The sequence below is a fragment of the Streptomyces sp. NPDC030893 genome (genome assembly GCF_055571535.1).
In genome coordinates this window covers 84,409-107,043 of sequence record NZ_JBVIFC010000016.1, presented here as the reverse complement: position 1 = coordinate 107,043, position 22,635 = coordinate 84,409, and the positions used below count along the sequence as shown (strand labels likewise).

General features: G+C 71.7%; 26 protein-coding genes. 17 read left to right on the top strand and 9 right to left on the bottom strand.

Annotated elements, in window-relative coordinates; all coding sequences use genetic code 11:
• The first annotated feature begins 43 nt into the window (after window positions 1-43).
• From ACZ434_RS26515 to ygfZ, 3 genes are read left to right on the top strand one after another with little or no spacing between them, the layout of a single operon-like run.
• On the top strand, window positions 44-619 hold the full coding sequence (locus tag ACZ434_RS26515) for a heme-binding beta-barrel domain-containing protein (protein WP_468460056.1): 576 nt from the start codon (window positions 44-46) through the stop codon (window positions 617-619).
• 37 nt (window positions 620-656) lie between these two features.
• Window positions 657-1,094 (top strand): Fur family transcriptional regulator, encoded by a 438-nt coding sequence (locus ACZ434_RS26510; protein WP_468460054.1) that lies wholly within the window; start codon window positions 657-659, stop codon window positions 1,092-1,094.
• A gap of 9 nt (window positions 1,095-1,103) precedes the next feature.
• On the top strand, window positions 1,104-2,069 hold the full coding sequence (gene ygfZ / locus ACZ434_RS26505; protein ID WP_468460052.1) for a CAF17-like 4Fe-4S cluster assembly/insertion protein YgfZ: 966 nt from the start codon (window positions 1,104-1,106) through the stop codon (window positions 2,067-2,069).
• 23 nt (window positions 2,070-2,092) lie between these two features.
• On the opposite strand, the gene dtd is transcribed toward ygfZ, so the two are convergent.
• Window positions 2,093-2,518 (bottom strand): D-aminoacyl-tRNA deacylase, encoded by a 426-nt coding sequence (gene dtd, locus ACZ434_RS26500; RefSeq protein WP_468460050.1) that lies wholly within the window; start codon window positions 2,516-2,518, stop codon window positions 2,093-2,095.
• A 177-nt stretch (window positions 2,519-2,695) separates the two neighbouring features.
• Here dtd and ACZ434_RS26495 point away from each other — a divergent pair, with 177 nt between their 5' ends.
• Window positions 2,696-3,328: an RsiG family protein gene (locus ACZ434_RS26495; protein WP_468460048.1), complete on the top strand. Its 633-nt coding sequence runs from the start codon at window positions 2,696-2,698 to the stop codon at window positions 3,326-3,328.
• 70 nt (window positions 3,329-3,398) lie between these two features.
• A complete protein-coding gene (locus ACZ434_RS26490; RefSeq protein ID WP_468460046.1) occupies window positions 3,399-4,655 on the top strand; it encodes a GNAT family N-acetyltransferase in 1,257 nt (418 codons plus the stop codon).
• 167 nt (window positions 4,656-4,822) lie between these two features.
• Here ACZ434_RS26490 and ACZ434_RS26485 read toward each other — a convergent pair whose 3' ends face one another.
• Window positions 4,823-5,008, bottom strand: a complete 186-nt coding sequence (locus ACZ434_RS26485) for a hypothetical protein (RefSeq protein ID WP_468460044.1) — start codon at window positions 5,006-5,008, stop codon at window positions 4,823-4,825.
• 177 nt (window positions 5,009-5,185) lie between these two features.
• Here ACZ434_RS26485 and ACZ434_RS26480 point away from each other — a divergent pair, with 177 nt between their 5' ends.
• Window positions 5,186-6,094 carry a FadR/GntR family transcriptional regulator gene (locus ACZ434_RS26480; RefSeq protein WP_468460042.1) on the top strand — a complete coding sequence of 303 codons (909 nt, stop codon included), beginning with the start codon at window positions 5,186-5,188 and terminating at the stop codon, window positions 6,092-6,094.
• A 34-nt stretch (window positions 6,095-6,128) separates the two neighbouring features.
• Here the strand turns inward: ACZ434_RS26480 and ACZ434_RS26475 are convergent, their stop codons facing one another.
• Window positions 6,129-6,317 carry a hypothetical protein gene (locus ACZ434_RS26475; protein WP_468460040.1) on the bottom strand — a complete coding sequence of 63 codons (189 nt, stop codon included), beginning with the start codon at window positions 6,315-6,317 and terminating at the stop codon, window positions 6,129-6,131.
• 132 nt (window positions 6,318-6,449) lie between these two features.
• Here ACZ434_RS26475 and ACZ434_RS26470 point away from each other — a divergent pair, with 132 nt between their 5' ends.
• Both ACZ434_RS26470 and ACZ434_RS26465 read left to right on the top strand, forming a co-directional pair.
• On the top strand, window positions 6,450-7,337 hold the full coding sequence (locus ACZ434_RS26470; protein WP_468460038.1) for a GntR family transcriptional regulator: 888 nt from the start codon (window positions 6,450-6,452) through the stop codon (window positions 7,335-7,337).
• The gene (locus ACZ434_RS26465; RefSeq protein WP_468460036.1) at window positions 7,337-8,092 is read left to right on the top strand and encodes an HAD family hydrolase; all 756 of its coding nucleotides are present in this window, start codon (window positions 7,337-7,339) and stop codon (window positions 8,090-8,092) included. Before ACZ434_RS26470 ends, ACZ434_RS26465 begins: the two co-directional genes overlap by 1 nt.
• On the opposite strand, the gene ACZ434_RS26460 is transcribed toward ACZ434_RS26465, so the two are convergent.
• Window positions 8,083-8,262, bottom strand: coding sequence for a hypothetical protein (locus tag ACZ434_RS26460; protein ID WP_468460034.1), 180 nt, complete (start codon window positions 8,260-8,262; stop codon window positions 8,083-8,085). The genes ACZ434_RS26465 and ACZ434_RS26460 overlap by 10 nt on opposite strands.
• A 178-nt stretch (window positions 8,263-8,440) precedes the next feature.
• On the opposite strand from ACZ434_RS26460, the gene ACZ434_RS26455 reads away from it, so the two are divergent.
• Together ACZ434_RS26455 and ACZ434_RS26450 are read left to right on the top strand one after the other, a co-directional pair.
• The gene (locus tag ACZ434_RS26455; RefSeq protein WP_468460032.1) at window positions 8,441-9,328 is read left to right on the top strand and encodes a winged helix-turn-helix domain-containing protein; all 888 of its coding nucleotides are present in this window, start codon (window positions 8,441-8,443) and stop codon (window positions 9,326-9,328) included.
• Window positions 9,329-9,710: 382 nt separating this feature from the next.
• A complete protein-coding gene (locus ACZ434_RS26450) occupies window positions 9,711-11,819 on the top strand; it encodes a phosphotransferase (protein ID WP_468460030.1) in 2,109 nt (702 codons plus the stop codon).
• A gap of 36 nt (window positions 11,820-11,855) precedes the next feature.
• Here ACZ434_RS26450 and ACZ434_RS26445 read toward each other — a convergent pair whose 3' ends face one another.
• Complete coding sequence (locus tag ACZ434_RS26445; RefSeq protein WP_468460028.1) at window positions 11,856-12,560, bottom strand: FadR/GntR family transcriptional regulator; 705 nt, start codon at window positions 12,558-12,560, stop codon at window positions 11,856-11,858.
• A 211-nt stretch (window positions 12,561-12,771) separates the two neighbouring features.
• Between ACZ434_RS26445 and ACZ434_RS26440 the strand changes: the two genes are divergently transcribed.
• Genes ACZ434_RS26440 through ACZ434_RS26425 form a run of 4 tightly spaced genes read left to right on the top strand, consistent with a single transcriptional unit; the run spans window position 12,772 to window position 17,202 of the window.
• Window positions 12,772-14,016 (top strand): aminotransferase class V-fold PLP-dependent enzyme, encoded by a 1,245-nt coding sequence (locus ACZ434_RS26440; RefSeq protein WP_468460026.1) that lies wholly within the window; start codon window positions 12,772-12,774, stop codon window positions 14,014-14,016.
• Window positions 14,017-14,063: 47 nt separating this feature from the next.
• Window positions 14,064-15,359: an ABC transporter substrate-binding protein gene (locus tag ACZ434_RS26435; protein WP_468460024.1), complete on the top strand. Its 1,296-nt coding sequence runs from the start codon at window positions 14,064-14,066 to the stop codon at window positions 15,357-15,359.
• 2 nt (window positions 15,360-15,361) lie between these two features.
• Window positions 15,362-16,369 (top strand): carbohydrate ABC transporter permease, encoded by a 1,008-nt coding sequence (locus ACZ434_RS26430; RefSeq protein ID WP_468460022.1) that lies wholly within the window; start codon window positions 15,362-15,364, stop codon window positions 16,367-16,369.
• The gene (locus ACZ434_RS26425) at window positions 16,366-17,202 is read left to right on the top strand and encodes a carbohydrate ABC transporter permease (protein ID WP_468460020.1); all 837 of its coding nucleotides are present in this window, start codon (window positions 16,366-16,368) and stop codon (window positions 17,200-17,202) included. The genes ACZ434_RS26430 and ACZ434_RS26425 overlap by 4 nt, the downstream gene beginning before the upstream one ends.
• A gap of 60 nt (window positions 17,203-17,262) precedes the next feature.
• On the opposite strand, the gene ACZ434_RS26420 is transcribed toward ACZ434_RS26425, so the two are convergent.
• The 3 genes from ACZ434_RS26420 to ACZ434_RS26410 are packed head-to-tail and all read right to left on the bottom strand — an operon-like array spanning window position 17,263 to window position 18,950.
• Entirely contained in the window at window positions 17,263-17,826 is a 564-nt protein-coding gene (locus tag ACZ434_RS26420) for a DUF6434 domain-containing protein (protein WP_468460018.1), read from the bottom strand.
• Between the two features lie 42 nt (window positions 17,827-17,868).
• Window positions 17,869-18,468 carry a DinB family protein gene (locus tag ACZ434_RS26415; RefSeq protein WP_468460017.1) on the bottom strand — a complete coding sequence of 200 codons (600 nt, stop codon included), beginning with the start codon at window positions 18,466-18,468 and terminating at the stop codon, window positions 17,869-17,871.
• The gene (locus ACZ434_RS26410) at window positions 18,465-18,950 is read right to left on the bottom strand and encodes a pyridoxamine 5'-phosphate oxidase family protein (RefSeq protein ID WP_468460015.1); all 486 of its coding nucleotides are present in this window, start codon (window positions 18,948-18,950) and stop codon (window positions 18,465-18,467) included. The genes ACZ434_RS26415 and ACZ434_RS26410 overlap by 4 nt, the downstream gene beginning before the upstream one ends.
• Before the next feature lie 219 nt (window positions 18,951-19,169).
• Between ACZ434_RS26410 and ACZ434_RS26405 the strand changes: the two genes are divergently transcribed.
• The 3 genes from ACZ434_RS26405 to ACZ434_RS26395 all read left to right on the top strand — a co-directional run bounded on the left by ACZ434_RS26405 (window position 19,170) and on the right by ACZ434_RS26395 (window position 20,922).
• A complete protein-coding gene (locus ACZ434_RS26405; protein WP_468460013.1) occupies window positions 19,170-19,742 on the top strand; it encodes a helix-turn-helix domain-containing protein in 573 nt (190 codons plus the stop codon).
• Between the two features lie 80 nt (window positions 19,743-19,822).
• Complete coding sequence (locus tag ACZ434_RS26400) at window positions 19,823-20,449, top strand: hypothetical protein (RefSeq protein WP_468460011.1); 627 nt, start codon at window positions 19,823-19,825, stop codon at window positions 20,447-20,449.
• A gap of 134 nt (window positions 20,450-20,583) precedes the next feature.
• Window positions 20,584-20,922 (top strand): DUF2516 family protein, encoded by a 339-nt coding sequence (locus ACZ434_RS26395; protein WP_468460170.1) that lies wholly within the window; start codon window positions 20,584-20,586, stop codon window positions 20,920-20,922.
• A 46-nt stretch (window positions 20,923-20,968) separates the two neighbouring features.
• Here the strand turns inward: ACZ434_RS26395 and ACZ434_RS26390 are convergent, their stop codons facing one another.
• Window positions 20,969-22,348, bottom strand: a complete 1,380-nt coding sequence (locus ACZ434_RS26390) for a PP2C family protein-serine/threonine phosphatase (protein ID WP_468460009.1) — start codon at window positions 22,346-22,348, stop codon at window positions 20,969-20,971.
• Window positions 22,349-22,635 lie beyond the last annotated feature (287 nt).

Below are 22,635 nucleotides of genomic sequence, written 5' to 3'. Positions count from 1 at the left end.
TACCAGGGCCAGCGCTGATCACCGACGCCAGGAAGTTCCGCTCATGATCGAGATCCCGTCCGACCTGCACAAGGACCTCGTCCCGCTCGCCTTCCTGCTCGGCAACTGGGCGGGCGCGGGCGTGCACGACTTCCCCGGCGCCGAGAAGTGCAACTTCGGCCAGGAGGTCGGCTTCACCCACGACGGCCGGGACTTCCTGGAGTACAGCTCCCACACCTGGGTGCTGGACAACGACGGCAACAAGGTCCGGCCCCTGGAGTCCGAGCACGGCTTCTGGCGGATCGACGCCGACCGCAAGGTCGAGGTGACGATGACCCGCGACGACGGCGTCATCGAGATCTGGTACGGCGAGATGGCCGAGGGCAAGCCGCAGATCGACCTGGTCACGGACGCCGTCGCGCGCACCGCCGCCTCGGCCCCGTACAGCGGCGGCAAGCGGCTGTACGGGTACGTCAAGAGCGACCTGATGTGGGTCGGCGAGAAGCAGACCCCCGAGGTGGAGCTGCGCCCCTACATGTCGGCGCACCTGAAGAAGGTCGTCACGCCGGAGGACGTCGAGCGCTGGGCGAAGGCCCTGCCCGACGACATGCCGGACGACGGGATCGCGTTCTTCAAGTGATTCCGGCCCGCTTCCACGGACGGCCTAGACTCGTGGTGTGGTGAGCACCGACTGGAAGAGTGATCTCAGGCAGCGCGGCTACCGGCTGACGCCGCAGCGTCAACTCGTGCTCGAAGCCGTGGAGACCCTGGAGCACGCGACCCCCGACGACATCCTCGCGGAAGTGCGGAAGACCGCCTCGGGGGTCAACATCTCCACCGTGTACCGCACGCTGGAGCTGCTGGAGGAGCTGGGCCTGGTCAGCCACGCCCACCTCGGGCACGGCGCCCCGACCTACCACCTCGCCGACCGGCACCAGCATCTGCACCTGGTCTGCCGTGACTGCACCGACGTCATCGAGGCGGACGTGGAGGTGGCCGCCGATTTCACGGCGAAGCTGCGGGAGACCTTCGGTTTCGACACCGACCTGAAGCATTTCGCGATCTTCGGCCGGTGCGAGGACTGCGCCCGGAAGGCCTCGGCCGCCGGGACGTAGGCTGGGCGTATGAAGAGCCCCCTGCTGACCCTGCCCGGCGCCGTCCCCGCCGAGGGCGTGGACGAAGGCGTGGCCGCCCACTACGGCGACCTGTTCCGCGAGCAGCGCGCCCTCGCCGACGGCACCGGTTTCGTCGACCTGTCCCACCGCGGGGTCGTCACCGTCACCGGGCCGGAGCGGCTCGGCTGGCTGCATCTGCTGCTCACCCAGCACGTCAGCGATCTGCCGCCGCACCGGGCCACCGAGGCCCTGATCCTCTCCGCCAACGGCCACATCGAGCACGCCCTGTACCTCGTCGACGACGGCGAGACGGTCTGGGCGCACGTCGAGCCCGGCACCCAGGAGGCGCTGATCGCGTACCTGGAGTCGATGAAGTTTTTCTACCGGGTGGAGGTCGCCGACCGCACCGCCGACTTCGCGGTGGTGCAGCTGCCGGCCGGGTCCATCACGGAGGTGCCCGAGGGCGTCGTGGTGCGCGAGACGCCGTACGGGCGGGAGCTGTTCCTGCCCCGCGCGGACCTGGAGTCGTACGCGGAGAAGGCGGGGCCGCCCGCCGGGCTCCTGGCGCACGAGGCGCTGCGCGTCGAGCAGCAGCGGCCGCGGCTCGGGTTCGAGACCGATCACCGCACCATCCCGCACGAGCTGGGCTGGATCGGCGGTGCCGTGCATCTGCAGAAGGGCTGCTACCGGGGGCAGGAGACGGTCGCCCGGGTGCAGAACCTCGGCAAGCCGCCGCGGCGGCTGGTCTTCCTGCACCTCGACGGCAGCGAGGTGCACCTGCCGGTGCCGGGCACGGAGCTGCGGCTGGCGGACGACGGCCCGGACGGCCGGAAGATCGGCTTCGTGACGACGTCCGTACGGCATCACGAACTCGGTCCGGTGGCGCTGGCGCTGGTGAAGCGGAACGTACCGGTGGACGCGCCGCTCATCGCGGGGGACACGGCGGCCGCGCAGGAGACCGTCGTCGAGCCCTGAGCCCGGCCGGATCTCCAGCCCGGTCAGATCTCCAGCAGGACGGTGAACGGGCCGTCGTTGGTCAGCGACACGCTCATCTTCGCGCCGAAGCGGCCCGTCGCCACCGTCGCGCCCAGGGCGCGCAAGTGGGCGACCACCTCGTCGACCAGCGGTTCGGCGAGGTCGCCGGGGGCGGCGGCGTTCCAGGTGGGGCGGCGGCCCTTGCGGGCGTCGCCGTAAAGGGTGAACTGGCTGATCACCAGGAGCGGGGCGCCGATGTCGCTGCACGACCGCTCGTCCTGGAGCATCCGGATCGACCAGAGCTTGCGGGCGAGCCGGGCCGCCTGCTCCTTGGTGTCCTCGTGGGTGACGCCGACGAGGACGGACAGTCCCTCGCCCTCGATCGCGCCCACCGTCTCGCCGTCCACGACGACGCTCGCGCCGTCGACCCTCTGCACCACTGCACGCATACGGCCATCATGCCGGTCGGCGAACAGGTGGCCGACGGCGGCCCGCGCGGGACCCCGGTCGGGCTATTTTTACTCCTTAGCGCCCATCTGGGGCGGATCGGGGACACTCGCTCACATAGCGGCCGCATGGGGTGACACGATGCTGGCACATGCCGGTCGAGGGGACGGTTGAGGCACATGAGCACACCGGGAAGCGGGCAGCCGGTCACGGCTGTTCCGCCCGCCGAAGCGGGAATCGGGGAGCGGGAGTTCCACCGGCCGCCCACACAGCGCACCGACAGTCCGGTGCTGCCCGAGGAGAGAAGAGCGGCGGAGCTGAGCGTGCTCGGTCTGCCGGAGCTGCGCGCGGTGCGCCGTGACGCACAGCGGGACGAGGCCGACCTCAGCTATGTGCGGCGGCTGCTCCAGGGACGGATCGACATCCTGCGGGCGGAACTGGCCCGGCGGGTGCCGGGGGGCGTGCCGCCGGTCGTCGCGGCGGGGGACGCGTCCGTCGTGGCGCGGCTGTCGGAGATCCTGCGGGACGGTCCGGCCCGGCACCGTTCCTCGGCCCGTCATGTGACGCTGGGGACGCCGCGCGGCGAGGAGTACCGGCGGCTGGCCGCCGAGATGCTCGGCGAGGTGGAGCTGTCCGATCTGGGCGCCCGCACGGACGGGGAGCTGAACACCGCGATGGGGCGGCTCGTGCGGTACGAGCAGCAGGTGTCCCGGCGGCGGCAGCGCCTGCAGCGTACGGCCGACGAGTGCAGCGCCGAGATCGCGCGCCGGTACCGGGAGGGGGAGGCGCAGGTGGAGGACCTGCTGGCGTGAGTCGCGGCGGGGCGGGGGGAAGGGGGAAACCTCGTCGACACCCGGTGCGCGGCCGACCTACCGTGTGTCCATGACCTCCCGCGCCGCCATCGACGTACGGCCCATCACCGAGTCCGAGATCGCCGACTGGACCCGGGCCATGAACATCGGGTTCCTGCGCGAACCCACGCTCCCCCAGGAGATCGTCGACGCGCGCCGGGAGCAGTTCACGCCCGGCCGGACGGCGGGGGCCTTCGACGGCGGGCGCTGTGTGGCGACGTTCCGGTCCTTCGCGCAGGAGCTGACCGTGGTCGGCGGGGCGACGGTGCCGGCCGACGCCGTCACCAACGTCACCGTCGCCCCCACCCACCGGCGGCGCGGGCTGCTCAGCCGCATGATGGAGCGGGACCTCGCCGCGGCGAAGGAGCGGGGTGACGTCGTCGCGACGCTGATCGCCGCCGAGTACCCGATCTACGGGCGCTACGGCTTCGGCCCGGCGACCTCGGCGACCGAGTGGACGATCGACGTGCCGCGCGCCGGTCTCGACCCGCGGTGGGCCGGGCCGGAGGACGGCGGGCGGATCGATCTCGTGGACGGGGAGGAGGTCCGCAAGCTGGGCCCCGAGCTGCACGAGCGGCTGCGGCGGGCCCAGCCGGGCGCCGTCGACCGGGACGAGCTGTGGTGGCGGACCGCCACCGGGGCCGTGCGTTTCCATCCGGCGTTCCACGAGCCGTTCCACGCGGTGTACCGGTCGGCCGGCGGCGAGGTCGAGGGCATGGTCGCCTACACGGCGGACGACAACTGGGGTGACGCCAAGCAGCCGTTGAACACGGCGCGGGTGAAGTGGCTGATCGGGGTGACCCCGGCCGCCGAGCGTGCGCTGTGGCACTACCTGTGCTCGGTCGACTGGGTGGTGCGGGTGCGCAGTGGCTGGCGGGCCCCCGACGATCTGCTTCCGCACTTCCTGCCGGACCCGCGCGCCGCGGCCGTCACCACCCAGGCGGACTGGCTCTGGGTGCGGATCCTGGACGTCGTACGGGCGCTGGAGGCGCGGACGTACCAGGCGGCGGGTTCGCTGGTGCTGGAGGTGGCCGACGGCGCCGGACTGACCGGCGGGCGCTTCCGGCTGGAGGCCTCGGTGGACGGGGCCGGGTCCTGTGTGCCGACCACCGACAGCGCCGATCTGACGCTGGACGTGGCCGAGCTGGCGGTGCTGTGGCTGGGGGACGAGTCGGCGGTGCGGCTGGCGGCGCTGGGCCGGGTGCGGGAAGAACGAGCGGGCGCCGCCCGTCAGGCCGACGCCCTGCTGCGTACGTCCAGGCGACCGTGGTGCCCGGACATCTTCTGAGCGCGGTTCGCGTGCGCGCCCTGCTGCTGTCTCCTTCCGCCGACGACGGGTGAGCGCTCATCCGTAGCGAGCTGTTCAGTTGTGGTTGTTGTGCGGGTGGTGCTCTGCCGGCGGGCTCCCGGCTCCCCTCCGGAGGGGAGCCCGGCCGGCGGCCTGTGCGGTGCTGCTCAGCCGGACTGGGCGAACAGCATCACGAGGATGACCGCGCCGATGCCGCTGATCATGGTGCTCCGCGCCTTGATGCCCACGGTGAGGGCGACGAAGGCGATGATCCCCATCGGGCCGTACTTCCACTGGACCAGCTGTTCGAATCCAATGGCCAGGGCCGCGAGGGCGATGGCGATGAGCGGCATGGCGGTCCCCCTTTGTCCGTGGCCTCCACCGCTTCCCTGGTGGCCAACCTCCTTGTCGAGCGACCAGGTTGTGCGAGTTGGTGACCAACTTGTTCTTAGTTATCTCCACTTGGAAGAGGCTTATAACCACCCTTCGGTGAACTGCCGGAAGATGGCGAAAAGTTGTAGTGTTCGGCTGTGGACCCGGAACATGCCTCCGTCAATGGGCGGGAGAAGCCGCAGCGGCCACAGAGGACACATCGCGAGGTGGCCGACGAGCTGCGCGCCCGGATCCGGACCGGTGCGCTGCGGCCGGGCGAGCGCATGCCCACCCAGGCCCGGCTCGCCGCCGAGTTCGGCGTGGAGCGCCCCGCCATCCGCCGGGCGCTGCGGATCCTGCAGTCCGAGCAGTTGCTCACCAACGTCTCCAAGGGCGCCCCGGCGACCGTCGCCCCCCGGCCCGGCGGGCCCCCGACCGGCGCCGCGGCCCCGCCGCTGCCCACCACGGCGGGCCTCGCGCCCAGGATCGCGGCCGCCTTCGAGGCGGAGCACGTCCGGATCGACGCCGTCTGCCTGACCGCCGTCTCCCTCACGCTCGCCATGGGGGAGCCGTTGCGCCAGATCCACGCGGGGCGACTGAAACCGGCCAAGGTCGACGTCCGGGTCCTGCTGCCCAGCCGGCACATCGACCTCGCCTTCCCGGTGCCGGTCGGGGGGCGCGAGGACGCCGAGGACCCGCTGCACGAGCGGTGGTTGTCGATGCGCAACGCCCAGGGCCAGGTGCTCCGCCACAATCTGCAGGCCCTGCGCGCCACGCACGGCATCGACGTGCGGGTGCGGTTCCGGGCGCTGCCCTTCACCCCGCCGGTGAAGCTGTATCTGCTCAACCGCGAGGAGGCGCTGTTCGCCTACTACACCGTGGCCCGCAGCGAGGCGCAGATCGACCAGGAGAGCCTGGAGACCTACGACGCGCAGGGCATACGGTCCCTGCTCTTCCCCTTCCAGCAGGGCCCGGGCCTGCGGGACACCATGTTCGTGGAGCAGTCGCACCTGTGGTTCGACGCACTGTGGGAGACGATCAGTTCGGAGCTGGTGCTCACGAGCTGACGCCTCCGCGGTCCATCGGCCCGGGGGCCGCCCCTCACAGGGCGGGCCTCGCCACGAGCAGCGCGAGCAGCACCGCCCCGGCGGAGCTGATCCCCGGCCTGTTGGCCCTGATGCCTATGGTGAGCAGCAGCAGGCCGACGAGGCCGGCCACGCCGAACTTCCACTCGACGAGCTGCTGGACGGAGATGACGAGGACGGCGGAGAACAGAGCGAGGAACTGCATGGTGTTTCCCCCTTGGCAGGAACGCCAACTCGGGAAAGTTGGCAACCAACTCTGAAAGAGTTGTCCCCACTTGGTTGCTATCCATAAACAACTTCCAAACAACTCCCCTTAGATGGATCAAAGTTGTAGCGTTTGGTCGTGACCCAGGAGAACGCGGCAGTGAACGGCAGCAGCAGGCACTCGCCCCAGGAGATCGCCGACATCCTGCGGGAACGCATCCGGGCCGGCGAGCTCAAGGCCGGCGACCGGCTGCCCACCCAGGCCGAACTCGCCGAGGAGTTCGGCGTGGAGCGCGGCACCGTCCGCCAGGCGCTGCGCGCGCTCCAGGACGACGGCCTGCTCAGCAACGTCAGCAAGGGCAGCCCGCCGAGGATCGCCGCACCCGCCCCCGCGCCGGCCCGGGACGAGCCCCAGCCCACCATGGTCGGGCTGGCGCCGCGCCTGACGGACGCCTTCGAAAGGCAGCGGGTCCGCATCGACGCGGTGTGCCTCACCTCGGAGAGCCTCATGCTGGCGCTCGGTGAGCCGCTCCGCCACATCCACGAGGGCCGCATCCGTCCCGAGGCCGTCGACGTCCGCCTCCTCCTCCCGTCACGGAACATCAACCTGGCCTTCCCGGTCCCGGTCGAGGAGGACGGCGCCGGCGACAACCCGGTGCACGAGCGCTGGCTGGCGATGCGCAACGCCCAGGCCCGCGTCCTCCAGCACAACCTCCTCGCCCTGCGCGCCACCCACGGCATCGACGTACGGGTGTCGTTCCGGGCGCTGCCCCTCACCCCGCCGGTGAAGCTGTACCTGCTCAACGCGGAGGAGGCGCTGCTCGGCTACTACATGCTGACCCGGCGCGAGGAGGAGTGGGAGAGCCAGAACCTGGAGATGTACGACGTCCTCGGCTCGGCGTCCCTGCTCTTCTCCTTCGCACGGCAGGCGGGACAGCGGGACCAGGCGTTCGTGGAGGAATCCCAGAAGTGGTTCGACGCCCTCTGGGAAACCATCACGACGGACCTGACACTCTCCTAGTGACTTCTGAGACGACACAGACTGACGCGGCGACGGCCGGGACCGGGACGGAACCACATGCGCTGCGGGAGCTGATCGAGGACGCCCGTGTCGTGCTGTGGGACTTCGACGGCCCCGTCTGCCGCCTGTTCGCCGGGCACTCGGCGGAACGCGTGGCGCACGACCTGGCGTCCTGGCTGGAGGGCAGGGGACTGCGCGGTCTGCTCACGGACGACGAACGCGAGTCGCTCGACCCGCACGTCGTCCTGCGCGCCGTCGACCGCCGCCACCCCGGCAGCGACCTGGTCGCGGAGCTGGAGGAACGCCTCACCCAGGAGGAGCTGAAGGCCACCGCCTCCGCCATGCCCACCCCCTACGCCGACCCGCTGGTCCGCACCTGGACCGCGGTGGGGGCCCGCCTGGCCATCGCGACCAACAACTCCCCCCGGGTGGTGCGCGAGTACCTCGCCTCCCGCGGCCTCCTCCCGTGCTTCGCCCCCCACCTCTACGGCCGCACCCAGCAGCTGAACCACCTGAAACCCGACCCCCACTGCATCCACCGCGCGCTGAACGCGATGGGCGCCGCCCCCACGACCGCCCTCATGATCGGCGACACCCCCTCCGACCTCTTCGCCGCCCGCGCGGCCGGCGTCCCGTTCCTCGGCTACGCCCGCAACGACCGCAAGGGCAAGCTGCTGCGCGACGCCGGTGCCGAGACGGTCGTGGAGTCCCTGGAGCCGCTGCTCCGGCTGGTGCGGGACCTGTATCAGGCCTGAATCATCAGCACGGTGAGCACCACCGCCGCCCCGACGGCGAGCCCTTCGCGCCTGATCCGTATCCCCAGGGCGATCAGCATCAGGAGTACCAGGACCACGGGGGCCGACGTCCGGGCGAGCAGGCCGAGGGCCGGATCACCGAAGGTCATGAGCACGCGAAACAGGGGCATTCCGACCCGCCGCCTTCCACTTCTCCGTAAGTGCTCAACTTGCAGTCCAATTGGACTGGTTGTGCTGATGGTGGTCTGCCCGGCCCGATTGATCCCTTAACCCACGGGAACGTACGGGCCCGCCTGGTTGGCCTGACATGCTGGTTTGCTGGCGGACCGAAAGCGGTAGGTTCCGCTCGTGGCAGGACACCGGGCGGGCGAAGGCCGCGGCAGGGAGTTCCAGCGGGTCGTCGACGAGCTGCGCGGGCGGATAGGGGGCCCCTATCCGCTGGGCTCCTACCTGCCCGCACAGCGAGCCCTGGCCGAGGAGCTGGGAGTATCCCGCGACACGCTGCAACGGGCGCTGCGCGAGCTGGAGAACGAGGGCTGGATCCGGACCCGGCAGGGCAGCGGCTCGCGGGTGATCAAGACCCAGCACATTCAGTCCTCGGCCGCCAAGGCGACGCGGCTGCGGGGACAGGTGACGCTCGCCCCGTTCATCAGTGAGGCCTTCGAGCGGCCGGAAGTCACCCTGGACGTCTACACGCTCACGTCCGAGTCGCTCGACGCGCACATCCGGCTCCAGTCGGAACGCATCCGCGGCGGCTTCATCGCACCCCAGCGCATCACCCTGCGCATGCTCCTGCCGGACGCCTCGCTCCCGCTGCCCTACCCCCGGGTCAAGGACGACCGGAGCGACACCCGCCTGCGGGAACGGCTGCGCACCATCACGGAGTCGCACACCGCGTCGCTCGTGGGCGCGCTCACGGACCTGCGGACGGAGGGCCTGGTGCCCTCGGTCGACGTGCGGATCCGGCACACCCCGCTCACGCCCACCTTCAAGCTCTACCTGCTCAACGCCGTGGAAGTGCTCCACGGCATGTACGAGGTCATCGAGCGGCCGCTGGCCCTGCAACGCGGCGAGGTGGTCCGGGCCCTGGACGTCCTGGGCCTCGGCGCCACCCTCACCCACCATGTGAAGACCGCGACGCCGACCGCTCCGGGATCGGTCTTCGTCGATTCCATGCAGCAGTGGTTCGACTCGGTGTGGAACCTGCTCTCGGGGGACAGCCCGATGCCGGAGTGAGAGCCGCTCGGCAAGGAGAAGCCGTTCGGCAAGGAGAAGCTGCTCGGCAACGAGAACCCGTTACCGCTCTCCGGTGAGGTCCGCTTCCGGCCGGAACGGCATGCTGTAGCATTCGCGCACCGATTGAGCAAGCGCTCACCTCCGTTCGTATCAAGGGGCACATCAGCCAACTCGAACGGGCTTCCGCAACCTCAGGCAGACGGGTGACACCGTGCCCGACGCGGCCCCGCATGCGGTACTCCGCGCGCGGGGGAGGAGGCTGCGTGCCTACCTTCAGTTGTGACTCCCCTCGTACCTCCCGGAGCGGCCCGTGGGCGCACCAGCTCTTCCCCGAACGGCCCTCGGGGGACCACCCACCGCGCCCGATCCGCTCCGGCAGTTCGTGGAGCTCGCGACCCGCCGCGGACAGACCAGCAGCGGCCACCACAACCAGAACTACGTGCTGCCGCTGACCGAGCAGCCGGCCCGCCTGCTGGGCCGGGAGGCGGGCACCTCCGTGACGGTGCGGATCCGCCGGGCCGAGGCGCTGCCGGTCGTGATCCGGACCTGGGAGAACGAGGACGAGATCCTGGGCGCGGTCAAGGGGATCCTGCAGCATGTGCCGCAGTGCCTCGCCAAGGGACCCGGCTTCGCGATCCACAGCTATGTGGAGGGCGTACCGCTCTCCGCCGTCTGCGGGAACGGCAAGCCCCTGGACACGCTGCTCATCAAGGCGCTGGCCGGGCTGCTCGCCCAGATGGCGCAGGTGCGGCGCAGCGCGCTGCCGCCCCTGCCGGCGCTCTGGCCCCGCAACGACACCGACAGCCAGGGCTTTCTGCGGACGCTGGCGCACCTGGCGGACCAGCAGATCCGTCAGCCCAATTGGGCTGCCTTCGGTGGACTGTTCGCGGCCCTGGGCATCCCCGAGGACGCCTTGGCCGGGTTGGCCGGGAGAGTGCCCGTCATGGCGCGGCGGCCGTACAGCCTGCTCCACGCGGACCTGCACCGCGACAATCTGATCGTCTCCTACGGCGGCGCGCTCCCGCTCATCTGCGTCGACTGGGAGCTGGCGACCTACGGCGACCCGCTCCACGATCTGGCGACCCATCTGGTGCGGATGCGGTACCCGTCCCACCAGTGGCCCGAGGTGATCGACGCGTGGGAGGAGGCCATGCGGCGCATCCGGCCCGCCGCCGTCAACGGGCTGGCGAAGGACCTGGGCCACTACCTGGCCTTCGAGCGTGCGCAGTCGGTCTATCCGGACGTCATGAGGGCGGCGCGGTCCCTGGAGGAATCGTTCTCCCAGAAGAACCTGGACGAGGCGACGGCGGAGGTGAGCCGGGCGCTGGAGGCGGCCGCCCCGCCGCTGCGGCTCAGGAACGTGCCCGGTGAACAGGAGATCGAGCGGGCCCTGTTCCGCTGGCTGACGTCCCGCCGGGACCGGGGCCGCGGTCCGGGCCCCCTGGCGGTCGGCTGGCAGCCGGACCGCCGGCTGTCGCTGCCCGGCGACTTCCCCGAGTCCGCCGTGCTCGGCGCCCTGGCGGTCGAGGGCGCGGCTCCGGCGGGCCGTGTCTTCAAGGGCACCGCCCACCTCAACACCGTGGTGCGGGTACCGGGCGTGGAGTACCCCGTCGTCGTACGGCGCAGACTCCCCGAGGTCTGCCGGCGGGAGCCCCGCTTCCTCAGCGAACACGCGGTGCTGCGCGCCATCGAGGAGGCGTCCGTGGCCGTCGCGGCGCCGAGGGCGCTGGCGCTGGGCGAGACCTACCCGGACGACCGGTTCGCCATCCACACCTACGAGGGACCGCTCGACGTCAACCGCCTTCCCGACCACCCCGTGAACGGCCTGCTGCCGCACGAGGCGGACGCACTCGTGGATCAGCTCGGCGCGCTGTCCGGGGTGGACTACCGGCAGCTCGATCCGCTGGCCGGGGAGCGGGGCTTCTACCTGTGGCTCAAGGACAAGCTCGTCCGCCTGGTCGGCGAGCTGCCCAGGAAGACCCAGCAACTGGCCCGGCAGCTCGGGCTGCCGGACGCCGCGCGTCTGGACCAGATCCTCTCCCGGCAGGAGGTGAGTCACCGTGCGCCGTCCCTGCTGCACGGCGACCTCAACCCCTGGAACCTGGTGCGCCGGGACGACTCCGACGCGCTGACGATCATCGACTGGGAGATGGCCCTGATCGGCGACCCCCTGTACGACCTGGTCCGGCACATGCACCTCACCCCGACCCGGCCGGAGATCCGGGACCGGATGTTCCGCCGCTGGGAGCGGCGGCTGCCGTCCGAGCACACCCGTGACTGGCGCGAGGACTGGCAGGTGTACCGGCGCCTGGAAGTGGTCCGCTCCGCGTACATCGACCTGTACCGGATCGCGACCGGGGCGAGCCTGGACGCGCCGAACGTCCGCCGCGCGGTGGACTCCTACGCGGTGACCCTGGTCGTCGCCACGGGAGCCCTGGGCCTGCCGGTCCGCTTCACGGCGAACCCCTACCTCGCCCGCGCGCTGGTGTAGGGGGCCGGCCCCGGGCCCCGGCGCGCGCCGGTCCGGTCAGGCGGTGGTGGTGTCGTCCTCCTCGACCGGCGGCATCAGCGCGCGCAGCCAGCGTTCCGTCTGGGCGACGTGTGCCTCGGCCGCGCCCGCTGCCGCGCCGGGGTCGCGGTCGGCGATGGCGGTGGCCAGGACGCGGTGGTCGGCGTCGCTCCTGCGGCGCAGCTCGGGGCCCTCGGGGAGGGTGAAGACCTGGTACTTGCGGGAGCGGGCGCGGAAGACCGCGAGCAGGGAGGCGAGGGTGGGGTTGCCGCCCGCGCGGGCGATCTCGGCGTGGAAGCGGTGGTCGAGTTCGGAGGCCTCGGCGGGGTCCTCGGTGGCCTCCATCGCCTCGATGAGGGAGAAGAGCGTCTCGATCGTGCCGGGCGTCGCGCGGGCGGCGGCCTTGGCGGCGACGTGGGCCTCCAGGACGCGCCGGATCTCGTAGAGCTCCAGCAGGCCGGGCAGCGGCAGGAGTTGCAGGGTCAGCGAGAGGCTGCCGATGAGGTCCTCCGGCCGGAGCGGGGAGACGTACGTGCCGGAGCCGTGGCGGGGTTCGAGCACGCCCAGGGCGGCGAGCATCCGCACCGCCTCGCGCAGTGAGCCGCGCGAGACGCCCAGCTCCTCGCAGAGATCCGCTTCCGGCGGCATGCGCTCCCCGGCGCCCAGCCGCCCCGTCGCGATCATGTGCCGTAGGCCGTGGAACGCCTTGTCGACTGCGGACATCCGTTTCCTCCCCTGACGGAGCCGGCGGCGCCGTCGGCCCTCGCTGCACTGTAGCGAGGCAGGTCATCGGATGTCTCGCATGTGTCGGCCATAAGTCATCCGACTTCTTTCGCCGCAGAGGGCTTGTCCTGGCCGAAAAACGCGTGGCACCATCCCGACTCATCATACGTCTCGGCCTGAGGGTCTGATGTCCCTCGCGGATGGGAGTCATGTGAGCGAGACCGAGGTCACCACCGCACCGCGTCCCCTGCTGCTGGCCGACGGCCGGCCGGCGGCCGGGGCGTGGTCGCTGGACCCCGCCCTGCGCCACCTCAACCACGGCTCCTTCGGCGCCGTACCGCTGGCCGCCCAGGAGCGGCAGCGGGAGCTGCGTACGGAGATGGAACGCGCCCCGGTGGTGTGGTTCCCCGAGCTGCCGGGGCGGCTCGCGGCGGCCCGGGTCGGCCTCGCGTCGTTCCTCGGCGCGGACCCCGGCGACCTCGCCCTGGTGCCGAACGCGAGCGCCGGGGTGAGCGCCGTGTACGCCGGGCTGGAGCGGCGCGGAGCCGGGGAGATCGTGGTCACCGACCACGGCTACGGCGCCGTCACGATGGGCGCCGAGCGGCTCGCCCGCCGCTGGGGCGGCCGGGTGCGCACGGCGAGGGTGCCGCTGGACGCGGACGAGGAGCGGGCGTACGAGGCCGTGACGGCGGAGGTGGGGGAGGGCACCGCCCTCGTCGTCGCCGACCAGATCACCTCGGCGACCGCCCGCCGGCTGCCGGTGGAGCGGATCGGGGCGGAGCTGCGGCGGCGCGGGATCCCGCTGCTCGTGGACGGCGCCCACGCGCCCGGCCTGATCGCCGCCCCGCTCGACGGGCTGACCTGCGACTTCTGGGCGGGGAACCTGCACAAATGGGGCTGCGCGCCGCGCGGTACGGCCGCCCTGGTGGCCCGCGGACCGCTGCGGGACGGCCTGTACCCGCTGATCGACTCCTGGGGCGCCCACGATCCCTACCCGGACCGTTTCGACCAGCAGGGCACGGTGGACGCCACCCAGTACCTGGCCGCGCAGACCTCCCTCGACTTCGTCGAGTCCACCTGGGGCTGGCCCGCCGCCCGCCGCTACATGGACGACCTGGCCGGGTACGCCGAGCGGGTCGTCGGCGCCGCGCTCACCGCCCTGACCGGCGAGGACGCCTCGGTCGACGTCGGCATGCCGGTGCCCGGGATGCGGCTGGTGCGGCTGCCCGACGGCCTCGCCGACAGCCGCCTGGCCGCCGACGCCCTGCGCGACCGGGCCGCCGCCGAACTGGGCGTCGAGGCCGCGTTCACCAGCTTCGACGGCCTCGGCTACGTGCGCCTGTCCGCGCATGTCTACAACACCGCCGAGGACTACGAGTACTTCGCCGAGCGGTGCGTTCCCGCGCTCGGCGAGTGGGCCCGCGCCGCGCGCGCACAGCGGCACCGCACCGCCTGAGGCACGGCCGGCCGCATCCCCGTACACCCAAGGAAGAGGTCAGCACGATGAGAAGAAGGACGGCAGCCCTCGCGCTCGGCACCGCCGCCGCGATGGTCCTCACCGGCTGTTCCACCATGAGCCCCGGTGAGAGCGGAACAGTCACCCTCAACATGGTCGAGAGCCTGACCAACCCCGCCCGCACCGACCTGCTGAAGGAGCTGATAGCCGACTTCGAGAAGCGGAACCCGAAGACGAAGGTCAACCTGGTCTCCCCGCCCACCGAGCAGGCCGACCAGAAGATCCAGCAGATGCTCCAGTCCGGCAGCGGCGTGGACGTCCTGGAGGTGCGGGACATCACCGTCGGACCGTGGTCCAACAACGGCTGGCTGTACGACATGAAGAAGGACCTCGCCGACTGGAAGGGCCGGCAGGCCCTCACCGACAACGCCGTCGAGGCCTCCGAAAACGGCGAGGGCAGGACGTACTTCGTCCCCTACGGCTTCTACGGGCTGAGCCTCTTCCACCGCACCGACCTGATCGAGGAGGCCGGCTTCGACAAGCCCCCGGCCACCTGGGAGGAACTCCTCGAGCAGGCCGCGAAGATCCACGACCCGTCGGAGCGGCGGTACGGCTATGCCTTCCGGGGCGGCGCCAACGCGCACAGCAACGCCACCGCCGCGATCGAGGCGTACGTCGCCGACGACATCGACCCGGCCAACGGCTACCGGCTGAAGGACGGCAGCACGATCTTCTCCGCGCCCGAGGCGCTCGACGCGATGGAGACCTACCTGAAGCTGTTCGAGGAGGCCTCGCCCAAGTCGTCGGTGGCGTGGGGCTATCCGGAGATGGTCGAGGGCTTCTCCAACGGCTCCACCGCCTTCCTGCTCCAGGACCCCGAGGTCATCGCCACCGTCTCGGAGTCCAAGTCGATCCGGCCGGAGCAGTGGAGCACCGCGCCGCTGATGGCGGGGCCCAGCGGGAAGACCGTGCAGCCGCTGGCCACCGCCGGGTGGGGTGTGGCCGAGGGCAGCAGGAACAAGGCGGCGGCGGTGAAGCTGGTCGAGTTCCTCTCCGAGGGGGAGGCGTCGGCGGAGTTCAGCAAGAGGAACAGCCTGGTGCCGATCCTGAAGTCGGCGGCCGAGGACGAGTTCTACCGGACGGGCCCGTGGGCCAGCTACGTCACCATGACGGAGAACCCGGACCAGTACCTCGTCGTGACGCAGCCGCGCGGGGTCGCCTGGTGGGCGGAGTGGCAGCAGCGGGCCGACACGGACGTGCAGAAGATGGTCCTCGGCAAGCTGACGCCGAAGGAGCTGCTGGCGGGCTGGGACGCGTACTGGACCGAGAAGTGGAAGAAGTAGCGATGTCCACCACGTCCACGTCCACGCCCCCGTCCGGCGTACGCAAGGCGCCCCCCGCGCGGAAGGGGGGCGCCCCGCCCGGAAGGCGCCGGCGGCGGGAGTTCACCACCCGGCGCGGCCTGGTCGTCGCCGCCTTCATGGCACCGGCCGCCGTCTTCGTGGCGATCTTCACCTACTACCCGATGGTCGCCGGCAGCCAGATGGCGTTCCGGAACTGGAACCTGACCGACCTCACCGACACCTCGTGGGTGGGCCTGAAGAACTTCCGCGACGTCTTCACCGACCCCGCGTGGGGCACGGTGCTCGGCAACACCCTGCTGTGGGTGGCCGGTTCGATCGTGCCGCAACTGGTGATCGGGTTCGCGATCGCGCTGTGGCTGCGCCGGCGGTTCCGGTTCCGCGGGCTCTACCAGGCGCTGATCTTCTTCCCCTGGGCGATCTCCGGGTTCCTCATCGGCATCCTGTTCCGCTGGCTGTTCAACAGCGAGTTCGGCGTCGTCAACGACCTGCTGCAGAAGGCGGGGCTCATCGACGCGCCGATCGCCTGGCTGGCCGACCCGGACACCGCGATGATCGCCGTGCTGATCGCCAACGTCTGGTACGGCGTCACCTTCTTCGCGATCATGATCCTGGCCGCGCTCCAGTCGATCCCCGACGAGCTGTACGAGGCGGCGGCGCTGGACGGCGCGAGCCGGACGCGGACCCTCTTCCGGATCACGATCCCCTCCATCCGTACGACGCTGGCGCTCACCGTGCTGCTGCGCGTCATCTGGATCTTCAACTTCCCCGACCTGATCTTCGGTATGACCGGCGGCGGGCCGAACGACGAGACCCACATCGTGACCACCTGGATGATCAAGATCACGCAGCAGGGCGACTACGGCAAGGCGTCCGCCCTCGGCCTCCTGGTCGTCGCGATCCTGCTGGTCTTCGCCGTGTTCTTCCTGCTGGCGACGCGGGACCGGACCGGCATGGCGCGGGGCACCGGAAAGCGAGGTGTACGGGCGTGATCGGCAAGGAAACCACGGCCGGACGGGCCACGAAGTTCACCTTCCTGGGCCTGTGGCTGGTCTTCTCCCTCTTCCCCCTCTACTGGATCACCGTCACCTCCCTCAAGGCGCCGGGCGACATCTTCACCTTCCCCCTCGCCTACTGGCCCGAGCGGTTCTCCCTGGACAACTACAAGGGCCTGTTCGGCACCGCGGACTTCGGGACGTACCTGGTCAACAGCCTGGTGGTGGCGACCGTCGCGGGTGTCGTCGCGACGGCGATCTCGACGCTGTCGGCGTACGTTCTCGCGCGCTTCGAGTTCCGTACGAAGTCCGCGCTGCTGATGGCGGCGCTGGTCACGCAGATGATCCCGTCCTTCATCGCGCTGGGCCCGCTGTACCTGCTGATGACGGACCTCGGGCTGGTCGACAACCGGCTCGGCCTGATGCTCGTCTACATCGCCGTGTGCATCCCCTTCTGCACGGTGATGCTGCGCGGCTTCTTCGCGAACATCCCGGACGCGCTGGAGGAGGCCGCCATGATCGACGGCCTGTCCCGGCTCGGGGCGCTGATCCGGGTGCTGCTGCCGGTGATGCGGCCCGGGATCGTGGCCGCGTTCATCTTCAACTTCGTCAACTGCTGGAACGAGCTGTTCCTGTCGGTGACGCTGATGAACAGCGACGAGAACAAGACCGTGCCGACGGCCCTGAACGGCTTCATCTCCAGCTTCAACATCGACTGGGGCTCGATGTCCGCGGCGGCCGTGCTCACCATCCTCCCCACGATGATCCTCTTCGCCTTCGCCAGCCGGCACGTCGTGCAGGGGCTCACGTCGGGGGCGGTGAAGGGGTGACGGGCGCGGCTCCGGCCGGCGGGGTGCGGCCGGCGGGGCGGTCGTCGGGTCCGGTCGCGGTCACCCCGTGGCCGGGCCACGGGGCCGGTCGCGGTGAGCGCGCCAGGCGGCGAGGGCTTCGGCCCGGGTGCCGGCCGGATGTGCGGTGTGCCAGTCGCGCAGGAAGCGGTTGAGTTCGAACTGCGGGCCGATCTCCCGGGGCCGGGCGGCGGCCTCGCGCGTGGCGTGCCAGTGGGCAACGGCGTCGGCCAGGGTGCGCCCCGTGCCCTCGGCGACGAACGTCCGCATGGGGGCGTCGAAGCGGAAGCCGGGGCCGATCTCGCGACGGAAGTACGCGCGCAGCACCTGACTGCACCGCTGGCCCTCGGGAATCACGGTGGACCCGTCCACCGGCGCGCTGAGCTGACGGCCGGGGGCGCGCCTGGTGGGAGGCGCGGCCGGCAGGGCGGCGCCGTCCAGCGCGGCCCGCAGCCGCTCGGTCAGCGCCGTCTTCCCGCCTCCCGCGGGCACCCCGAGTTCGCGGGCGAGCGCGGTCAGCTCGGCCAGCGTCCAGTACCAGCGGGCCAGCTCGTCGCCGGTCAGCGCCGGGCTCGGCTCCGGTCGGGTCTCTCTATTCGAACGCACGTGCCCATAGTAAGGGCGGGGGCACCGGTGTCGCCGCGCCCGTCACGCCTGCCGCCCGGCCTCCCGTGCCGTACGCTCCAGGCGCTCCCGGTACGCCTCCCACCAGGCGGGGTCGGCCGACGGCACGCTGGTGGCCCTCGGCAGCTCGCCCGCGGCGCCGTCCAACAGCTCGCGGAGGATGTCCGCGTGGCCGGCATGGCGCTGGGTGTCGGCGATCACCCGGACCACGGCGTGGTGCAGGGTCAGCTCGTCCCTGCCGTCCGGCCACCACGGCACCCTGCCGGTCGCCTCCAGCGGCAGGGCGTCGAGCGTGGCGTCCGCGTGCGCCCACGCCCGCCGGTACAGCTCCACGACGAACGCGCGCGACTCCCCGGCGGTGGCCCACATGTCCGCGTTGGTCCCGGCGGCGTCCGCGAGCCAGGGCAGGTCCTCGCCGGACGGGCGGCCGAAGGTGTCGCCCAGATAGCCCAGCTCGATACCGGCCACGTGCTTCACCAGGCCCAGCAGGTTCGTGCCGGTCGGTGTCATCGGGCGACGGATGTCGTACTCGGAGAGGCCCTCGAGCTTCCACAGCAGGGCGTCGCGGGCCTCCTGGAGATAGCGGTGCAGGTCGGACTTGGCGGTGCCGGCCGCGGCGCTCATACGCGTCCGTCCGCCGTCGTCGGCCCGCCGAGCCAGCGGCCGTCGCGCATGAGGAAGCGCCCGGCCTGCTCGTTCACCTCGCGCCAGGCCTGGACGCGCAGCGGCCGGATGCGGAAGTACTGGTAGGGCTCGTCGATCCGGCGGGGGTCGAACCCGGTCTTCTCCGCGAACGCGTCGCCGGTAGCGGCGCCCAGCTCGGCGACTTCCACCGGCTCGGCGGTGCCCTCGACGAGGACGACGTCCCGGGTCGGTCCGAGGCTGAGCCGTACCCGGGGGTCCGCCAGCAGATTGCGGCTGGTGACCGAGGCGCGCGCCGTGGAGACCAGGAACGCGGTCCCGTCCCAGAGGAACGACAGCGGGATCAGGTGCGCGCCGCCCGGCGTGCCCGACGTCGCGACCCAGAGGTCGACGTCGTGCTCCAGCCTCGCGTACGTGTCCCGCAGTCTCTCCTCGAGTCCGCGGGGCGGCGGAACGTCCGTCATGGTTCCCCTCCGACGAATCGGCGGCCGGCGCATCCCCCGGCCAACTGCCGTCACGCTAACCGCTGTCGGACGACGGCGGCTTCCGGAACACCGGCCGGGTGCCGGGCGGACGGGGGCGGCTCGTGCGTTGCTCGGCCTTCCGGGTGTCGCTCGTGTGGCGCGGTGCACTTTTGCAAGCGGGTGCTTGCAAAAGTTAGCGGGGTGGGGCACGGTGGAGGCATGGCATCGCTCAACGTCGGCAATCTCGGTGAGTACCTGCGCGAGCAGCGGCGCAGCGCGCAATTGTCGCTGCGGCAGCTCGCCGACGCCGCCGGGGTGTCCAATCCGTATCTCAGCCAGATCGAGCGCGGGCTGCGCAAGCCCAGCGCGGAGGTGCTGCAGCAGGTCGCCAAGGCGCTGCGGATCTCCGCCGAGACGCTGTACGTCCGGGCCGGCATCCTCGACGCGGAGCGGGACCGGGACGAGGTGGAGACCCGCGCCGCGCTGCTCGCCGACCCCACGCTGACCGAGCGTCAGAAGCAGGTGCTGCTCCAGATCTACGAGTCCTTCCGCAAGGAGAACGGGTTTGGCGGTGCCGAGGACGGTGAGGCGACGGGGGACCCCGGGGCGGCGGAAGCGGCCGGGGTGGTGTCCGGGGGCGTCGACGGGAGCGACCGCGCGGTGGACGTCCCGGACGGCGATGCCGTGATACGCCGGAGCCGTACGGCCCGCGGCGGTGCGTCCGGAAAGGGCCGGCCCCGTGCGGCCGGCGACAGCGACAGCGACAGCGATCCGCGGCGGTCGGCCGGCTGAGCCGGACCAGGGCACCGGCCGCCCACCGCGGATCACTCACACAACCCTCAGCCGAAACGACATCCGGGAGGACCATCACCATGGCCATCACCGACGACCTGCGCAAGACCTTCAGCGACCCGACCCCGCTCTACTTCGCCGCCGGCACCGCCGACCTGGCGCTGCAGCAGGCCAGGAAGGTGCCCGCCCTGGTGGAGCAGCTGCGCACCGAGGCCCCGGCCCGTATCGAGGCCGTGCGCAACACCGACCCCAAGGCCGTCCAGGAGCGGGCGACCGTCCGGGTCCGCGAGACGCAGGAGAGCCTCCAGGCGAAGGTCGGCGAGCTGATCGGCTCGATCGACACCGACCTGAAGAAGCTCGGCGAGAACGCCCAGGACCTCGCCCTGCGGGGCGTCGGCATCGCCGCCGAGTACGCCGTCAAGGCCCGGGAGACGTACGAGAAGGTCGCCGAGCGCGGTGAGCAGACCGTGAAGACCTGGCGCGGCGAGGCCGCCGAGGGCATCGAGGACATCGCCGTGGCCGTCGAGCCGGCTCCCGAGCCGGTCACCGAGCCGAAGGCGGCCTCGCCCCGGCCCGAGCCCGTCGAGGTCAGCAACGGCAAGCCCGCCACGGCCGCGGCCGGGGCGACCGAGGTGAAGAAGCCCGCCGCCAAGAAGGCCCCGGCGCGCAGGACCACCGCCAAGAAGACGACCCCGCCCGCGAAGTAGCGGCAGGGCGGGACGGACGGGACGGGCCGGGCACTTACGGGATGCCCGGCCCGTTGTCCGGATAGCCGGCCGGGGGATGCGGGTACGGTGACGGCGTAGATGACGAGCCGAGTCGGGTGGTGGACGTAGTGCTGATGCAGGGCTTCGCGGGTTTCATGTGGCTGCTGAGCATGGCCCTGATCGTGTTCAGCGGTTTCGCGCTGATCGACGCCGCCACGCGCCGTGAGGACGCCTACCGTGCGGCGGACAAGAAGACCAAGCCGTTCTGGCTGATCATTCTGGCCCTCGCCTTCGTGGTGAACCTGATCTTCAACATCCTGTCGTTCCTGCCGATCATCGGCCTGATCGCGACCATCGTGTACATGGTCGACGTCCGCCCGGCCCTGCGCGGCCTGCCCGGCGGCGGCCGCGCGGGCCGCAGGGGCGGCTCCAGCAGCGACGGCCCCTACGGCCCGTACAACGGCGGCCGCTGATCCACGGCGGGCCGGCCCCGCGCCGGGTGACGGCGCGGGGGCCGGTTCACACGCCCCGGTCCAGCAGCAGGACCGCCACGTCGTCCGTCAGCTCGCCCCCGTTGAGGTCCCGCACCTCGTTCACGGCGGTCCGCAGCAGCTCCTCGCCGCTCAGGCCCTGCGAGAGCTGCCTGCGGATCATGTCGACCATGCCCTCCTGGCCGAGCCGTTCGCCGGTGTCGCCGACCCGGCCCTCGATCAGGCCGTCGGTGTAGAGCATCAGGCTCCACTCGGCCCCCAGCTCCACCTGCGTCCGCGGCCAGCGGGCGCGCGGCAGCAGTCCGAGCGCCGGGCCGTTGTTGTCGTGCGGCAGCAGGCGCGCGGGCATCCCAGGGCGGGCGATCAGCGGTGAGGGGTGACCGGCCAGGCACAGGCCCGCCCGGCGGCCGTCCGGGGCGATGTCGACGGTGCACAGGGTCGCGAAGATCTCTTCGTCCGAGCGCTCGTGCTCCAGCACCTCCTGCAGGGTGCCGAGGAGCTGGTCCCCGCAGAGTCCCGCCAGGGTCAGCGCGCGCCAGGCGATGCGCAGCTCCACGCCGAGGGCGGCCTCGTCCGGGCCGTGCCCGCAGACGTCGCCGATCATGGCGTGCACGGTGCCGTCCGGGGTGCGGACGACGTCGTAGAAGTCGCCGCCGAGCAGGGCGCGCGAGCGGCCCGGCCGGTAACGGGCGGCGAAGCGCAGCGAGGAGCCGTCCAGCAGCGGCGTGGGCAGCAGCCCGCGTTCCAGCCGGCGGTTCTCCTGGGCGCGCACCCGGCCTTCGGCGAGCCGCCGCTCGGCCGAGTCGGACCGCTTGCGCTCCACCGCGTAGCGGATCGCCCGGCTCAGCAGCCGGCCGTCCAGCTCGTCACGGACGAGGTAGTCCTGCGCGCCCACCCGGACGGCCTCCGCGCCGCGCTCGGTGTCGTCGGCGCCGGTGAGGGCGAGGACGGCGTGCCGGGGCGCGAGCTCCAGCACGTGCTCGAGCACGGCGAGCTCGTCGCCGTCACCGTCACCGTCACCGGCGCGGCCGGGTGCGGGCAGCGCGAGGTCCAGCAGGATGCAGTGGACGTCGTCGGTCAGCAGCCGCTCGGCCTCGGTGAGATTGCGGGCGGTGCGGATGCGAATCGGCCTGCCGGACTGGTCGAGCAGATCCGGCACGATCGGCGAGCCGCCGGGATCGTTCTCGATCAGCAGCAGTGTGAGGTTGGTGGGCGCGGCCGTCCCGGGCCGGTCCGGCGCGGTGCCGGGCCGGACCGTGGCGCCGCTCTCGGACGGGGCGGCCGCGCGGGGGACCGCCGTCCTGGCCTCCGAGGAGTCCTGGGCGGAGCCTGTGTGCTGTGCAGCGGCCGGCGCCTGACCACCTTCCGCGGCCGGGATCGCTCTCTGCCGCGGTACGGGTGCGGGCATTGTTCCGGGTTCCTTCCCTCCCCCCGAGGGCATGGCGGGGGCGACGGGCCTCGGCCCTGTCCCCGGCTCTCAGCTCGGTGTGCGAGCAGGGGACGCCCCTTCGAACGGGGACGATAGCGGTTGACGGCGCCGCAGCGGAATGCCGTGGACCACGCAGCCGCGCCGTCGGCCGCTGTCATATGCCGCGTTTGCTACCGCAGTTGGACAGGACGGAGACGCCGCGCGGATGACGAACGTCACGTCCGCGTGGCGCCCGGCCGCAAGATCGACGTGCTTTGGGTCACTTT